Origin of the sequence: Mycolicibacterium sp. TUM20985, from assembly GCF_030295745.1 — a bacterium.
GTDB lineage: Bacteria > Actinomycetota > Actinomycetes > Mycobacteriales > Mycobacteriaceae > Mycobacterium.
In genome coordinates this window covers 3,255,030-3,271,005 of sequence record NZ_AP027291.1, presented here as the reverse complement: position 1 = coordinate 3,271,005, position 15,976 = coordinate 3,255,030, and the positions used below count along the sequence as shown (strand labels likewise).

General features: G+C 68.0%; 13 protein-coding genes. 12 read left to right on the top strand and 1 reads right to left on the bottom strand.

Annotated features, from left to right (window positions below):
• Window positions 1-23: 23 nt before the first annotated feature.
• The 9 genes from uvrC to secG all read left to right on the top strand — a co-directional run bounded on the left by uvrC (window position 24) and on the right by secG (window position 9,238).
• The gene (gene uvrC / locus QUE68_RS15955) at window positions 24-2,036 is read left to right on the top strand and encodes an excinuclease ABC subunit UvrC (protein ID WP_284235827.1); all 2,013 of its coding nucleotides are present in this window, start codon (window positions 24-26) and stop codon (window positions 2,034-2,036) included.
• On the top strand, window positions 2,033-2,938 hold the full coding sequence (rapZ, locus tag QUE68_RS15950; RefSeq protein ID WP_284227054.1) for an RNase adapter RapZ: 906 nt from the start codon (window positions 2,033-2,035) through the stop codon (window positions 2,936-2,938). The genes uvrC and rapZ overlap by 4 nt, the downstream gene beginning before the upstream one ends.
• A gap of 150 nt (window positions 2,939-3,088) precedes the next feature.
• Window positions 3,089-4,090 carry a uridine diphosphate-N-acetylglucosamine-binding protein YvcK gene (yvcK, locus tag QUE68_RS15945; protein WP_284227052.1) on the top strand — a complete coding sequence of 334 codons (1,002 nt, stop codon included), beginning with the start codon at window positions 3,089-3,091 and terminating at the stop codon, window positions 4,088-4,090.
• A gap of 13 nt (window positions 4,091-4,103) precedes the next feature.
• Entirely contained in the window at window positions 4,104-5,081 is a 978-nt protein-coding gene (whiA, locus tag QUE68_RS15940; RefSeq protein ID WP_284230984.1) for a DNA-binding protein WhiA, read from the top strand.
• 4 nt (window positions 5,082-5,085) lie between these two features.
• Complete coding sequence (locus tag QUE68_RS15935; RefSeq protein ID WP_284235828.1) at window positions 5,086-5,799, top strand: ABC transporter substrate-binding protein; 714 nt, start codon at window positions 5,086-5,088, stop codon at window positions 5,797-5,799.
• A 113-nt stretch (window positions 5,800-5,912) separates the two neighbouring features.
• Window positions 5,913-6,935 carry a type I glyceraldehyde-3-phosphate dehydrogenase gene (gene gap / locus QUE68_RS15930; protein WP_284227049.1) on the top strand — a complete coding sequence of 341 codons (1,023 nt, stop codon included), beginning with the start codon at window positions 5,913-5,915 and terminating at the stop codon, window positions 6,933-6,935.
• A gap of 8 nt (window positions 6,936-6,943) precedes the next feature.
• Window positions 6,944-8,176, top strand: a complete 1,233-nt coding sequence (locus QUE68_RS15925) for a phosphoglycerate kinase (RefSeq protein ID WP_284227048.1) — start codon at window positions 6,944-6,946, stop codon at window positions 8,174-8,176.
• Window positions 8,177-8,184: 8 nt separating this feature from the next.
• Window positions 8,185-8,970: a triose-phosphate isomerase gene (tpiA, locus tag QUE68_RS15920; RefSeq protein WP_284235829.1), complete on the top strand. Its 786-nt coding sequence runs from the start codon at window positions 8,185-8,187 to the stop codon at window positions 8,968-8,970.
• A gap of 31 nt (window positions 8,971-9,001) precedes the next feature.
• Window positions 9,002-9,238, top strand: coding sequence for a preprotein translocase subunit SecG (gene secG, locus QUE68_RS15915; RefSeq protein ID WP_284227046.1), 237 nt, complete (start codon window positions 9,002-9,004; stop codon window positions 9,236-9,238).
• Here secG and QUE68_RS15910 read toward each other — a convergent pair.
• Window positions 9,222-10,505, bottom strand: a complete 1,284-nt coding sequence (locus QUE68_RS15910) for an ankyrin repeat domain-containing protein (RefSeq protein ID WP_284235830.1) — start codon at window positions 10,503-10,505, stop codon at window positions 9,222-9,224. The genes secG and QUE68_RS15910 overlap by 17 nt on opposite strands.
• A 138-nt stretch (window positions 10,506-10,643) precedes the next feature.
• Here QUE68_RS15910 and ppc point away from each other — a divergent pair, with 138 nt between their 5' ends.
• The 3 genes from ppc to QUE68_RS15895 all read left to right on the top strand — a co-directional run bounded on the left by ppc (window position 10,644) and on the right by QUE68_RS15895 (window position 15,972).
• Window positions 10,644-13,451, top strand: a complete 2,808-nt coding sequence (gene ppc, locus QUE68_RS15905; RefSeq protein ID WP_286274130.1) for a phosphoenolpyruvate carboxylase — start codon at window positions 10,644-10,646, stop codon at window positions 13,449-13,451.
• 173 nt (window positions 13,452-13,624) lie between these two features.
• Window positions 13,625-14,830, top strand: coding sequence for a DUF1214 domain-containing protein (locus QUE68_RS15900; RefSeq protein ID WP_284236217.1), 1,206 nt, complete (start codon window positions 13,625-13,627; stop codon window positions 14,828-14,830).
• Window positions 14,827-15,972 carry a sulfotransferase family protein gene (locus QUE68_RS15895; protein WP_284235832.1) on the top strand — a complete coding sequence of 382 codons (1,146 nt, stop codon included), beginning with the start codon at window positions 14,827-14,829 and terminating at the stop codon, window positions 15,970-15,972. The genes QUE68_RS15900 and QUE68_RS15895 overlap by 4 nt, the downstream gene beginning before the upstream one ends.
• Window positions 15,973-15,976: the final 4 nt, after the last annotated feature.

Here is a 15,976-nt window from a genome sequence, read left to right as displayed (position 1 = left end):
GGACGGCGAACTACCCTGGAGCCGTGCCCGATCCAGCGACCTACCGGCCTGCCCCGGGCTCGATACCCCTCGAGCCCGGCGTCTACCGGTTCCGCGATCCGCACGGCCGGGTGATCTACGTCGGCAAGGCCAAGAGCCTTCGAAGCCGACTCAACTCCTACTTCGCCGATCTGTCCGGGCTCGCGCCGCGCACCAGGCAGATGGTCACGACCGCGGGCAGTGTCGAGTGGACCGTCGTCGGCACCGAAGTCGAAGCGCTACAGCTGGAATACAACTGGATCAAGGAGTTCGATCCTCGGTTCAACATCCGCTACCGCGACGACAAGTCGTACCCCGTACTCGCCGTCACGCTCAACGAGGAGTATCCGCGGCTGTTCGTCTACCGCGGTCCGCGCCGCAAGGGTGTGCGCTACTTCGGTCCGTACTCCCACGCCTGGGCGATCCGGGAAACGCTCGACCTGCTCACCCGGGTCTTTCCCGCCCGCACCTGCTCGGCGGGAGTGTTGAAGCGGCACAACCAGATTGGCCGGCCGTGCTTGCTCGGTTACATCGACAAGTGTTCTGCACCGTGCGTGGGACGGGTCAGTGCCGAGGAGCACCGCAGGATCGTGCTCGACTTCTGCGACTTCCTGGCGGGCAAGACCGACCGGCTGGCCCGTGACATGGAGCAGCAGATGAACGCCGCCGCCGAGCAGCTCGACTTCGAGCGGGCCGCCCGGCTGCGGGATGACATCGGAGCCCTCAAGCGTGCCCTGGAGAAGCAGACCGTCGTCTTCGGCGACGGCACCGACGCCGACGTCGTCGCGTTCGCCGACGACGAGCTCGAAGCCGCCGTGCAGGTATTCCACGTGCGGGGCGGGCGGGTCCGTGGCCAGCGCGGCTGGGTCGTCGAGAAGTCCACGGAGCCGGAGGTGACGGGTGCTGCTGCGCCGGGCAAGTCGGGTCTCAAGATCCTCGTCGAGCAGTTCATCACGCAGTTCTATGGCGACCAGGCCGAACTCGGCGGCCCGGCCGGAGCAGATGACGCCACCAATCTGGTGCCGCGGCAGGTGCTGGTCCCGGTGCTGCCCGACAACGCCGACGAGCTCGCGGCCTGGCTGACCGGACTGCGCGGGGCCAACGTTCAGCTCCGGGTGCCCGTCCGCGGCGACAAGCGTGCGCTGGCCGAGACGGTTCATCGCAATGCGCAGGACGCCCTGAACCAGCACAAGCTCAAGCGCGCCGGCGACTTCAACGCCAGATCCGAAGCGCTGCAGAGCATCCAGGAATTCCTGGGTCTCACCGACGCGCCGCTGCGCATCGAGTGCGTCGACATCAGCCACGTTCAGGGCACCGACGTGGTGGCATCGTTGGTGGTGTTCGAGGACGGTCTGCCCCGCAAGTCGGATTACCGGCACTATGCCATCCGCGAGGCGGCCGGCGAAGGTCGTTCCGACGACGTCGCATCGATCGCCGAGGTGACGCGGCGTCGCTTCGCGCGGCACGTCGCCGACGCGCAGGCCCCGCTGACCGAGGACGCCCGTCCGCGCAGGTTCGCCTACCCACCCAACCTCTTCGTCGTCGACGGCGGCGCCCCGCAGGTCAACGCGGCCGCGGCGGTCCTCGATGACCTCGGCGTCACCGACGTGGCCGTCATCGGGCTGGCCAAGCGGCTGGAGGAGGTCTGGGTCCCGAACCTGGACGGGATGTCCCCGGATCCGATCATCCTTCCCCGCAACAGCGACGGGCTCTACCTGCTGCAGCGCGTACGCGACGAGGCGCATCGGTTCGCGATCAGCTACCACCGCAGCAAGCGGTCGAAACGCATGACCGCGTCGGCACTAGACTCCATTCCGGGTCTGGGGGAGCACCGGCGCAAGGCCTTGGTGACGCACTTCGGTTCGGTGGCGAGGCTCAAGGACGCCAGCGTCGAGGAGATCACCGCGGTGCCGGGAATCGGAGTAGCCACGGCGAACGCCGTCCTCGAGGCGCTCGGCGTGCCTACGATCATGGCCGAGGTTTCACCGACGACGATCCAGGAGGCCGATCACGCATGACCGAGCTCCAGGACGGTCATGCCGACGATCAACCGGCGGCCGGTATCGACGTCGTCCTCGTCACCGGCCTGTCCGGAGCAGGGCGGGGTACCGCGGCCAAGGTCCTCGAGGACCTCGGCTGGTACGTCGCCGACAATCTGCCGCCGGAGCTGATCGCTCGGATGGTCGAGCTGGGCCTGGCGGCGGGTTCGCGCATCACCCAGCTCGCCGTCGTGATGGACGTCCGCTCGCGAGGTTTCACCGGTGACCTGGAATGGGTGCGTCACGAACTGGCTACCCGCAACATCACCCCTCGCGTGCTCTTCCTCGAGGCCTCCGACGACATCCTCGTCCGTCGCTACGAGCAGAACCGGCGCAGTCATCCGTTGCAGGGCAACCAGACTCTGGCCGAGGGCATTACCGCCGAGCGCAAGATGCTGGCCTCCATCCGGGCCGCCGCGGACCTGGTCATCGACACGTCGTCGCTGCCGGTGCCCGCACTGCGCGAGACCATCGAGCGCGCCTTCGCCGCCGAGACCGTGGCGCACACCAACGTCACCGTGGAGTCGTTCGGCTACAAGTACGGCCTGCCCATGGACGCCGACACCGTGATGGACGTCCGCTTCCTGCCGAACCCGCACTGGGTCGACGAGTTGCGGCCGCACACGGGCCAGCATCCGGCGGTGCGTGACTACGTCCTGGGCCAACCGGGGGCGGCGGACTTCATCGACACCTACCATCGGTTGCTGGACGTCGTCATCGACGGTTACCGCAGGGAGGGCAAGCGCTACATGACCGTCGCGATCGGATGCACGGGCGGCAAGCACCGCAGCGTGGCGATCGCCGAAGCCCTCGCGGGGCGTCTCGACGGTGACGACGATCTGACGGTGCGGGTGCTGCATCGGGATCTGGGCCGCGAATGAGTGCACGAAGACGAGCGCGCGTGAGGATCGCAGCGAGGGACGAGCGAGGACCGGAACGCGTGGGAGTCGAGCCATGAGTGCACGAAGACGAGCGCGCGTGAGGATCGCAGCGAGGAACGAGCGAGGACCGGAACGCGTGGGAGTCGAGCCGTGAGTGCACGGATCGTCGCGCTGGGCGGTGGCCACGGGCTGTACGCGACGCTGTCGGCATTACGCCGTCTGACGCCTCACGTGACGGCGGTCGTGACGGTCGCCGACGACGGTGGCTCGTCGGGTCGGCTGCGCAGCGAACTCGATGTAGTACCGCCGGGTGATCTGCGAATGGCGTTGGCGGCGTTGGCATCCGACACTCCACACGGGCATCTCTGGGCCACCATCATGCAGCACCGGTTCGGTGGCAGCGGCGCGTTGGCCGGGCACCCGATCGGCAATCTGCTGCTCGCCGGCCTGAACGAGGTGCTCGCCGACCCCGTCGCCGCCCTCGACGAACTCGGCCGCATTCTCGACCTGAAGGGCCGGGTGCTGCCGATGTGCCCGATCGCGCTGCAGATCGAGGCCGACGTCGCCGGCCTCGAATCGGATCCGAGGATGAGCCGCGTGATCAGAGGTCAGGTGGCGGTGGCCACCACGGTCGGCAAGGTGCGACGCGTGCGCCTGCTACCCGGCAATCCGCCCGCGACACGGCAGGCGGTCGACGCGATCATGGCCGCCGACCTCGTGGTCCTCGGCCCGGGCTCGTGGTTCACCAGCGTCATCCCGCACGTCTTGGTGCCGCAGCTGGTGGCCGCCCTGCAGGCAACCGAGGCGCGCAAGGCCCTGGTGCTGAACCTGGTGGCCGAACCCGGCGAGACGGCGGGTTTCTCCGCCGAGCGCCACATCCACGTATTGGCCCAGCACGCACCAGGTTTCACCGTGCACGACATCGTCGTCGACGCGTGCCGCGTGCCGGGAGAACGGGAACGGGAACAACTTCGGCGCACCGCAGCCAGCCTCGAAGCTCAGGTTGAGTTTGCTGACGTCTCCAGACCTGGTACACCATTACATGACCCGGCGAGGTTGGCTGCGGCGCTTGAGCGGGTGCGGCTGCGCGGTAGTGCACCCGTGGCGCCGACGGCGCCGACTCCGGCCGCGCGGTCGGTCGACGAGAGGTGACGATTTCGTGGCGATGACAGCCGAGGTCAAGGACGAACTCAGCCGGCTCGTGATCAATTCGGTGAGCGCGCGCCGCGCGGAGGTGGCTGCCCTGCTGCGATTCGCGGGCGGGCTGCACATCGTGGCGGGCCGGGTGGTCGTCGAGGCGGAGGTCGACCTCGGAGTGATCGCTCGACGGCTGCGCAAGGACATCCACGATCTCTACGGCTACAACGCCGTGGTCCACGTGATGACGGCCAGCGGTATCCGCAAGGGCACCCGGTACGTGGTGCGGGTGGCACAGGACGGCGAGGCCCTCGCCCGTCAGACGGGGCTGCTGGATCTGCGCGGCCGCCCCGTGCGCGGGTTGCCAGCCCAGGTCGTCGGCGGCAGTGTCGGTGACGCCGAAGCCGCTTGGCGGGGAGCGTTTCTGGCGCACGGCTCGCTGACCGAGCCCGGCCGTTCGTCGTCGCTAGAGATCAGTTGTCCTGGTCCGGAGGCCGCGCTGGCCCTGGTCGGGGCGGCACGTCGGCTCGGGGTCAGCGCGAAGGCCCGCGAGGTCCGGGGCAGTGACCGGGTGGTGGTCCGCGACGGGGAGGCGATCGGTGCGCTGCTGACGCGGATGGGCGCCCAGGACACCCGGCTCACGTGGGAGGAGCGTCGCCTGCGACGCGAGGTCCGGGCGACCGCCAACCGGCTGGCCAACTTCGACGACGCGAACCTGCGCCGGTCTGCCCGCGCGGCGGTGGCCGCCGCGGCGCGCGTCGAACGCGCGCTGAACATCCTCGGCGACTCCGTCCCCGACCACCTGTCGGCCGCGGGCAGGCTGCGGGTCGAGCACCGGCAGGCGTCCCTGGAGGAACTGGGCCGGCTCGCGGAACCGCCGATGACGAAAGACGCAGTGGCCGGCCGTATTCGGCGGCTGCTGTCCATGGCGGACCGCAAGGCCAAGCATGACGGCATTCCCGATACGGAGTCGGCCGTCACGCCGGACCTACTTGACGACGCGTGACCCGGTGCGCACCCTCAGGGTGGGGATGGCGCTTCCCGATCCGCCATTCAACGCCATGGCCGACGGCGGGGGACTCGACGTCGAGCTGATCGACGCGGTGGGTGCGGCGATGGGCGCGACGGTCCACGTCATCGACTACGAGGGGTCCGACTTCGAGGGCATCTTCGAGGCGCTGGCCGACGGCGCCTACGACTGCGTCATCGCGGGCACCACGGTCACGCCGGAGCGAGCTCGCAAGGCGCGCTTCGCGCCGCCCTACGTGGTGTCGGGTCAGGCGCTGGCGGTCGACACTGCTCGATTCCCGGCGGTCAGGTCGGTCGACGACCTCGCCGGTTTGACCATCGGCGTGCAGCGGGGAAACACCAGTCGGCTCGTCGCCGACCGGCTGGTCGCCGAGGGCAAGGCAGGGGGTGTCCGGGTGTACGACTACGCCGGCATCCGTTCGGCTCTATCGGACCTCACCACCGGTGGCTGCGACGCCGTCATGAAGCTCGGACCCGTGCTCACCGAGCTCGTCGGGTCGGTCCCCGACGTCGAGGTGGTGCAGCGTGGTATCACCCGAGAGGACATCGCCATCTGCGTCGCCCCGGGGGACGGCTCGACGCTCGCGGCGATCACCGCGGCTCAGGCGGGGCTCGAAGCCGACGGCACCCTGCAGGCGCTGCGCCGCAGATGGCTGGGCAACCCGTACCGCGATCAGAGTCTGGCCGCCCATTGACCACAGCCTTCGCGTCGGGATGGCCGCACCACTAGGCTGATCCCCGACCAATGTGACGTGGCAAGCGTCTGGTTGAGACGCCGGGGCATCTTCGAGATCTAAGGAGCACGACAGTGACGGTTCGGGTAGGCGTTAACGGCTTCGGTCGAATCGGGCGCAACTTCTTCAGGGCCCTGGACGCCCAGAAGGCGCTGGGCAACAACACCGACATCGAGATCATCGCGGTCAATGACCTGACCAGTAACGCGACGCTCGCGCACCTGCTGAAGTTCGACTCGATCCTGGGCCGATTGCCCTACGAGGTCAGCCTCGAGGGTGACGACACCATCGTCGTGGGCGACACCAAGATCAAGGCTCTCGAAGTCAAGGCCGGCCCGGCGGAGCTGCCGTGGGGCGACCTGGGCGTCGACGTCGTCGTCGAGTCAACCGGCATCTTCACAAACGCGGCCAAGGCCAAGGGGCACCTGGACGCAGGAGCCAAGAAGGTCATCATCTCCGCCCCGGCCACCGATCCGGACATCACCATCGTGCTCGGCGTCAACGACGACAAGTACGACGGTAGCCAGAACATCATCTCCAACGCCTCGTGCACCACGAATTGCCTTGGGCCGCTTGCCAAGGTCCTCAACGACGAGTTCGGCATCATCCGGGGTCTGATGACGACGATCCACGCTTACACTCAGGACCAGAACTTGCAGGACGGCCCGCACAGCGACCTGCGTCGCGCTCGCGCTGCCGCGCTCAACATCGTGCCCACCTCGACCGGCGCCGCGAAGGCCATCGGCCTGGTGCTGCCCGAGCTGAAGGGCAAGCTCGACGGCTACGCGCTGCGGGTGCCGATCCCCACGGGCTCCTGCACCGACCTGACCGTGGAGCTGGCCAAGCCGGGTACCGCCGAGGAGATCAACGCCGCGATGAAGGCCGCCGCGGAGGGCAAGCTCAAGGGCATCCTCAAGTACTACGACGCACCGATCGTCTCCAGCGACATCGTCACCGACCCGCACAGCTCGATCTTCGACTCCGGCCTGACCAAGGTGATCGACAACCAGGCCAAGGTCGTGTCGTGGTACGACAACGAGTGGGGTTACTCGAACCGCCTCGTCGACCTAGTCGCGCTCGTCGGCAAGTCGCTGTAAGCCAAGCCGTGGCTGAATCCTCGCTCAAGTCGCTCGAAGACCTGCTGGCCGAAGGCGTCGAGGGCCGTGGCGTGCTGGTGCGCTCCGACCTGAACGTGCCACTCGATGACGAGGGCCACATCACCGACCCTGGCCGAATCCTCGCCTCCGTGCCGACGCTGAAGGCCCTCTCGGAGGCGGGGGCCAAGGTCGTCGTCGCCGCCCACCTGGGCCGGCCCAAGGGCGGACCGGAGCCCAAGTACTCCCTCGCGCCGGTCGCCGCTGCGCTCGGCGAGCAACTGGGCAGGCACGTCCAACTCGCCGGCGACGTGGTGGGTTCCGATGCGCTCGCGCGCGCCGAAGGCCTGACCGACGGTGACGTCCTGATGCTGGAGAACATCCGCTTCGAAGCCAGGGAGACCAGCAAGGACGACGGCGAACGGTTGGCGTTGGCGAAGGCGCTGGCCGAACTCGTCGGGGACGACGGCGCTTTCGTGTCCGACGGCTTCGGCGTCGTGCACCGCAAGCAGGCGTCGGTGTACGACGTGGCGACGTTGCTGCCCCACTACGCGGGCACGTTGGTGGCCACCGAGGTAAAGGTGCTCGAGCAGCTGACGTCCTCGACCGAACGGCCCTACGCCGTGGTGCTCGGCGGCTCGAAGGTCTCCGACAAGCTGGCCGTCATCGCGAACCTGGCGTCCAAGGCCGACAGCCTCATCATCGGCGGGGGCATGTGCTTCACCTTCCTTGCCGCCCAAGGTGTCTCAGTGGGCAAGTCACTGCTGCAACCCGAGATGATCGACACCTGCAAGAAGCTTCTCGAGGACTACGGCGACGTCATCCACCTTCCGGTGGACATCGTCGTGGCGGCGGAGTTCTCCTCTGAGTCACCCGCGGAAACCGTGTCCGCGGAGGCGATTCCGGAGGACAGGATGGGACTGGACATCGGGCCCGAGTCGGTGAAGCGCTTCACCGCACTGCTGTCCAACGCCAAGACCATCTTTTGGAACGGCCCGATGGGCGTGTTCGAGTTCCCGGCGTTCGCCGCGGGCACCAAGGGTGTCGCAGAGGCCGTCATCGGCGCCACGTCCAAGGGGGCGTTCAGCGTCGTCGGTGGCGGTGACTCGGCTGCCGCGGTACGTCAGCTCGGACTTCCCGAGGACGGCTTCTCGCACATTTCCACCGGGGGTGGGGCATCGCTGGAATACCTTGAGGGCAAGGACCTGCCTGGTCTCGAAGTCTTGGCCGCCCTCGACCACTAGGAGCTCCCGTGTCACGCAAGCCGCTGATCGCCGGCAACTGGAAGATGAACCTCAATCACTTCGAGGCCATCGCCCTGGTGCAGAAGATCGCATTCTCGTTGCCGGAGAAGTACTTCGACAAGGTCGACGTGACGGTCATCCCGCCGTTCACCGATCTGCGCAGTGTGCAGACCCTCGTCGACGGCGACAAGCTCAGGCTCACCTACGGGGCGCAGGACGTGTCCCGGCACGACTCCGGTGCCTACACCGGTGAGATCAGCGGCGCGTTCCTCGCCAAGCTGGGGTGCACGTTCGCCGTCGTCGGTCATTCCGAGCGGCGCATCTATCACGACGAGGACGACGCGCTGGTCGCCGCCAAGGCCGCTGCCGCACTCAAGCACGGTCTGACCCCGATCATCTGCATCGGCGAGGGGCTCGAGATCCGCGAGGCCGGAGACCACGTCGCCTACAACGTCGATCAGCTCAAGGGCTCGCTGGCGGGGTTGTCGGCCGAGCAGATCGCCGCCAGCGTGATCGCCTACGAGCCCGTCTGGGCGATCGGCACCGGTCGGGTGGCCAGTGCCGCCGACGCGCAGGAGGTCTGCGCCGCGATCCGCAGCGAGCTGGTCAACCTGGCGTCGGTGGACGTCGCCGCGGCCGTACGCGTGCTCTACGGCGGCTCGGTGAACGCCAAGAACGTCGGCGAGATCGTGGGGCAGGCGGACGTCGACGGGGCCCTGGTCGGCGGAGCCTCCCTCGATGGTGAGCAGTTCGCCATCCTGTCCGCGATCGCCGCCGGCGGGCCCCTGCCCTGAGCATGGGTCTGCGACCGGTATCCTGGCGACCATGATTTTCGCTCTGCAGATCACCCTCGTCGTCACCAGCGTCCTGGTGATCCTGTTGGTGCTTCTGCATCGGGCCAAGGGTGGCGGTCTCTCGACGCTCTTCGGTGGTGGTGTGCAGTCCAGTCTGTCCGGCTCGACCGTGGTCGAGAAGAACCTCGACCGGCTGACCTACTTCGTGACCGGCATCTGGCTCGTCTCCATCATCGCCGTCGCGCTGCAGATCAAGTACGGCGCCTGAGCCGCAAGATCGCCGCGGTCACCTCGGCGTGACCGTATTCTGCCCAGCTCAGGGGCGTGGTGCCGTGTTCGGCGTCGAGCACGTCGGGATCCGCCCCGCACTCCAGCAGCGCCCGAACCAGCTCGACGTCCCCGATCCACGCGGCGTGGTGCAGCATCGTGCGGCCGTCGACGAGGGCGTCGAGGTCACCGCCTGCCTCCGCCAGCGCCCGGACGCCATCCGGCGTGCCCGCCGAGGCGATGGGCGGTTCCGGACCGTCGGGCCGCCACGGTGACGGGACGTCAGGCGGCCGCCCGCTGGTGAAACCGTGGGCAGCGAGGAGTTCGAGGCGTTCGGCGAACCCGCGGTCCCGCGCCCAGTCGACCTGACGCTGGACCATCTCCAGTGGGCCCTCCAGCGCTTCGCCCAGGCGTCGATGCCACGTCCCGCCGTCGCCGTGACCAAGTCCGGCCGCCAGCAGGATCCGCAGGTGGCCGTCATCGCGGCCGAACATTCGGTTGTACAACGTCTGCGCGTCGTTGGGATCGGCGCCGCGGCTGAGCAACACCTCGGCCAGCTCCGCACCGGCCGGGTGCCGCGGTTGTCTGCCGGGGCCGGCCTCACCCTCGCCGAAGCAGAGGGTCAACACGGTGAACGGGGTCGGTAGACCGAGCCACAGGTACCCGGCGTCCGGGTCGGCGCCGGCGTCGAGCAGGAGCCGAGCCGTCCCCAGCGGATCCCGTTGCGGCACCCGCGCACAGGCCACATGGAACAACGCCGTCCACCCGGACGGCCCGCCCCGTTCGCGCGCCCCGTCGGGACGGTCCCGGAGATGCGCCAGGACCGCCGACGCATCACCCACGGCCGCCGCGACGTAGAGGTTCCGTTCGGGCAGGTCGGGGTGGGCGCGCAGTATCTCGCCGGCGGCTGACCACCGGGCCGGGCCGTCGACCTGGGAGTAGGTCAGGCATGCCAGCGACAGGAAGTGAGAGACCGGGTCACCGTCGCTGACGACGGTCGGGTCACGGCGGAGATCCTCGGCCGTGTGCAGATAGGCGCGTAGTCGCGGCCAGCTGCTGAAGCCCACCTGCCGTGCCACCACGTGTTGGGCCGCCGTCAACGCGAATGTGGTTGCGTCGAGGGGCCTTCCGTTCGGATGGAGCCGTGACACCAGGGCGAGAGCCTCGTCATGGCCGTCGTCGGAGCCGTCCCGCACCGCGCGCTGCAGCCGGCGGGCGTCCCGACGGAAACGCTCGAGGGAGGGATTGGTGGGCAGAGATGGGGCCATGGTTGGGCCTCTTTCCGCGGACCGGAGGCGCCCTGGACGCCTGCGCCGACGCTACCCGACTCCTCGCCAACGAACCCGACGAACCCGACCCGTGGGCTCGTACTGCGACCCGATCCCGGTACGTCGATACTTGACCTCATGGCCGATGCACCCGACACCGCTCTCGCACCCATCGGCTCGGTTCGCCGAACCCAGGTGGGGCGAGAGGCGACCGAACCGATGCGCGAGGACATCCGGCTCCTCGGCACGATCCTCGGCGACACGGTGCGCGAACAGAACGGTGAACACGTCTTCGACCTCGTCGAACGGGCCCGTGTCGGGTCGTTCCAGGTGCGGCGTTCCGAGATCGACCGCGCCGAGCTGGCGAGCCTCTTCGACGGTATCGACATCCACGAGGCGATCCCGGTCATCCGGGCCTTCACGCACTTCGCACTGTTGGCCAACGTCGCCGAGGACATCCACCGCGAACGCCGGCGCGCCGTTCACGTGGAGGCCGGTGAACCGCCGCAGCGCGGCAGCCTCGCTGCCACCTATCTGAAGCTGGAGTCCGCCGAGCTGGATTCCGCCACCGTCGTCGACGCCCTCACGGGCGCGCTGGTGTCACCGGTGATCACCGCGCATCCCACCGAGACCCGTCGAAGGACGGTGTTCGACACCCAGCATCGGATCACCGAGCTGATGCGCCAGCGGCTGCACGGCCAGAGCCGAACCGACGACGGTAGGAGCATCGAGCAGGAGCTGCGCCGCCACATCCTCGTCCTGTGGCAGACGGCGCTGATCCGGTTGTCGCGGTTGAAGATCCAAGACGAGATCGAAACGGGCCTGCGCTACTACCCGGCTGCCTTCTTCGAGGTCATCCCGCGGGTCAACGCCGAGGTGCGCACCGCGCTGCGGGCGCGTTGGCCCGGCGCCCACGTGCTCGAACAGCCCATCCTGCGCCCCGGCTCCTGGATCGGTGGTGACCGGGACGGCAACCCGAACGTGACGGCCGAGGTCGTTCGACTTGCGACCGGCAACGCCGCCTATACCGCGTTCGCGCACTACTTCGTCGAGTTGACCGCGCTCGAGGAGGAACTGTCGATGTCGGTGCGTCTGGTGCGCATCAGCGACGAGCTCGGCGCGCTGGCCGACACGGTTGGTGAGCCCGCGCGCGTCGACGAGCCGTACCGTCGTGCGCTGCGGGTGATCCACGGTCGCTTGACGGCGACGGCAGCCGAGATTCTGGACCGCCAGCCCGAGCATCAACTCGACCTGGGGCTGGACGGCTACCGAACCCCGGCGGAGTTGCAGGCGGATCTCGACGTCGTCGATGCGTCGCTGCGGGCCAACGGTAGCGCCGTACTGGCCGACGACCGTCTGGCTCGCCTGCGGGAAGCCGTGCACGTCTTCGGGTTTCACCTGTCCGGCCTGGATCTACGGCAGAACTCCGAGGTGCACGAAGAGGTGATGGCCGAGCTGCTGGCCTGGGCGGGCGTGCACCCCGACTACAGATCGTTGTCCGAGGCAGACCGAGTAGAGATCCTGGCGGCCGAACTCGCCACCCGCCGACCGCTGGTAAGCCCCGGTGCGGAGCTGTCCGAGCTGGCCCGCAAGGAGCTGGACATCACCGCGGCAGCCGCCCGCGCCGTGCAGGTGTTCGGGCCCGCCGCGGTGCCGAACTACATCATCTCGATGTGCCAGTCGGTCTCCGACATGCTCGAAGCCGCGGTGTTCCTCAAGGAGGCCGGCCTGCTGGACGCATCGGGCGACGAGCCCTACAGTCCGGTCGGCGTCGTGCCGCTGTTCGAGACCATCGACGACCTACAACGAGGGTCGTCGATTTTCGAAGCGGTGCTGGACATTCCGCTGTACCGCGCCCTGGTCCACGCTCGCGGCGAGCATCAGGAGGTGATGCTCGGCTACTCCGACTCGAACAAGGACGGCGGCTACCTCGCCGCCAACTGGGCGCTGTACCGCGCCGAGTTGGACCTCGTCGAGTCCGCTCGCAAGACGGGAATTCGCTTGCGGCTGTTCCACGGTCGCGGTGGCACCGTGGGCCGCGGCGGCGGCCCGAGCTATGACGCCATCCTGGCGCAGCCGCCGGGTGCGGTGAAGGGCTCGTTGCGGATCACCGAGCAGGGTGAGGTCATCGCCGCCAAGTACGCCGAACCCACCATCGCGCTCCGCAACCTGGAGACCCTGCTCGCCGCGACGCTGGAGTCCACGCTGCTCGACGTCGAGGGGCTCGGTGACGCGGCCGAACCCGCCTACGAGGTGCTCGACGATCTGGCCGCCAGGGCCCAGCGCGCATACTCCGAATTGGTGCACGAGACACCGGGTTTCGTGGAGTACTTCAAGGCGTCGACGCCGGTCAGCGAGATCGGCGCGCTGAACATCGGCAGCAGACCCGCCTCCCGCAAGCCCACCACGGCGATATCCGACCTCCGCGCCATCCCGTGGGTGCTGTCGTGGAGCCAGTCGCGGGTGATGCTGCCCGGCTGGTACGGAACGGGCTCGGCCTTCGAGGAGTGGGTCGCCGACGGGTCCGATGGCGAGGAGGCCAGGCTCGCGGTGCTCCAGGACCTCTACGAGAAGTGGCCGTTCTTCCGCTCGGTGCTGTCCAACATGGCCCAGGTGCTGGCCAAGGCCGACATGGGTCTGGCGGCCCGCTACTCGGAACTGGTCGAGGATGAAGCGTTGCGGCACAGGGTGTTCGACAAGATCGTGGCCGAACACGACCGAACCCTCAAGATGCTCCGACAGATCACCGGGCAGGACGATCTGCTGGCGGACAACCCCGCCCTCGCGCGTTCGGTGTTCAACCGCTTCCCGTACCTCGAACCGCTGAACCACCTGCAGGTCGAACTGTTGCGTCGTTTCCGGTCGGGTGACCAGGACGAACTGGTGCAGCGCGGCATCCTGCTCACCATGAGCGGGTTGGCGACGGCGTTGCGCAACAGCGGCTAGGCACCGTCGACTCCAGGCCGGGCGCGGCCGGGCGTGCATTGACAATATCGGCCTTCGGTGTAATGTCCGGTGGGCCGAAGTGAAAACGTCGTTTTCATCGTCGGCGCACGACGTGGACGGAGAGCGAAGCGCACGTGACCGACGGAACCGAGACTGCCGCCTGGAAGAACCCCATGGCATGGCTGCCGCACTCCATCGCCGAGTTCGCGCTCTCGGGTGGTGAGGGGCGCGATCCCGAGCTCGTTCCGGCCTGGGCCCACCTTCAGGAGCGCCTGACCGCCGCCCAGGAACTCGTGGTGTCGACGCCGGTCAACAAGAACCGCATCGACTTCGCCTCTGGCATGCGTCACCTGATGGTGTTGCTCGCGGTGGGCATCGACACGGCGCTGCGCGTGGATCCGGACCCCGTGCTCGCGGTGACCCGGGCCGGCATGGACGACATCGTCACCTGGGGTCTGGAATGCCCCGATTGCGTCTACCTGAACGCTAGCTTCCGGGCCGGTGAGACGTATCGTCTCCGCGGCAACCGGGGCACTGCACGCTACGTCGGGCTGCAGACGATGGACGGGATGGCCGCCACCGCGAACGTTCTGGTCGACGACCTCGAGGTCGATGCCGACGGCAACTTCGAGGTCATCCTGTCGGCTGACGAGCACGACGGGAACTGGCTGGAGCTCGCCGGTCAGCACCCAACCTTGACGGTGCGAAACTTCCTGTACGACTGGGACACCGAGGTGCTCGCCGCACTGCAGGTCGAGCGTATCGGTGACGGCGTCGAGCCCTCAGACCGATCGGTGGAGCCCGGTCTCTCGGTGGCACGGCAGCTCTACGCCGTGGGGGAGTTCGTCTACGACAACCTGAAGTTCTTCCTCGATTTCGGCGCGATGCCTCAGGCCAACGACTTCATCCCGCCCATGGACATGTCAGCCATGGGCGCGGCGGCCGAGAACCGGCCGGTGATCGGCCGGTTCGAACTCGAGCCCGACGAGGCGCTGGTGGTCGAAGTCGAGCCGCCGAAAGGGGTCTATTGGAGCATCTCGCTCGGCAACCCGTGGCTGGAGACCATCCACTACGGCCGCCACCAGTCCAGCCTGAACGGACACCAGACGGTGGTGGACTCCGATGGGCTGGTGCGCTTCGTGCTCGCGGCCCGGGATCCCGGCGTGGCCAACTGGCTGGACACCGCGGGGCATAGCAACGGTGCGATGCTCCTGCGTTGTGTGCGAACCGAAACCGCGCCCGTTCCGCGCACGCGCCTGGTGAAGGTCGACGACGTGCGCGCGGCGCTGCCTGCCGACACCACGATGACCACGCGTGAAGAACGGGTCCGGGTGATCGAGGCGCGCCGCCGCGCCGTGCAGAAGAGGTTCTACCAATGAGCTTCTCCGCCGACGAGCTGCAGGACGGTGCCCGCGCCGCGACGGGACTCGACGACTTCGGCTCGTCCTACTACCGGGAGGGGCTCGAGCGCACCGTCGACGGGCTGAACACCGAGGCCGACCTCAACGAACTGGGTACCGTCATCCAGCACGCAACCATCAGCAATGCGCTGATTCAGCGATTGAAGGTCATCGATACCTACAAGCAGCATCCGGAGATCGCCGACGAGGTCATCGATGGTCCGGTGGTCATCCTCGGTCTACCGCGCACTGGCACAACGGCTTTGGGTCAGCTGGTGGCCAATGACCCGCAGTTCAGGTCACTTCGTACCTGGGAATCACAGGCGCCGACGCCCCCACCGGAGGCCGCCACGCAGTTCACCGACCCGCGGATCGCGCAGGCCGCGGAGGGCATCACGATGATCGACACCATGTTTCCCGAGTTCAAAACCATGATGAGCATGGGACCAGAGGCCGCGACCGAGTGCCAGGACTTGATGGGCATGAGCTTCCGGACCTATCACTTCGACGGTGTGGTCCGCGTCCCCAGCTACATCGAGTGGCTCTTGGAGACCGACATGCGGGAAACCTACGAATACCACCGGCAGGTGCTCAAACTCCTTCAGTGGCATTGCAAGCCGAGCCTCTGGCAGCTACGAACGCCGGTGCACGTGTTCGCCCTCCACGCCTTCGTCGAGGTATACCCCAACGCCAAGTTCCTCTGGAGCCATCGTGATCCGGCCAAGGTGCTGGGATCGGTGTGCAGTCTCATCGCCTACGTCCGCAGCTGGAGCAGCGACCGTAGGGATCTGCACGAACTCGGCGCCGAGCAGCTGGCGTGGTGGGCCAAGGGAACGCAGCGGGCGATGGACTTCCGCCGGCAGTTCGGTGACGAGCGCTTCGTCGACGTATCGTTCGCCGACCTGCAGAACGACCCCGTCGAAACGGTCGCCGACTGCTACCAGAAGCTGGGCCTGGAGTTCGGCGACGCCGCGCGGGCGAAGGTGCGGGAGTGGGCCGACGGGCACCAGCCCGGCCAGCGGGGGACGCACACCTACGAGCTGGCCGACTTTGGGCTGACCGATGGGCAGGTTCGCGAGGCGTTCGCCGGATACCTGGCGACCTACGACGCTTCAGCGTGATGGA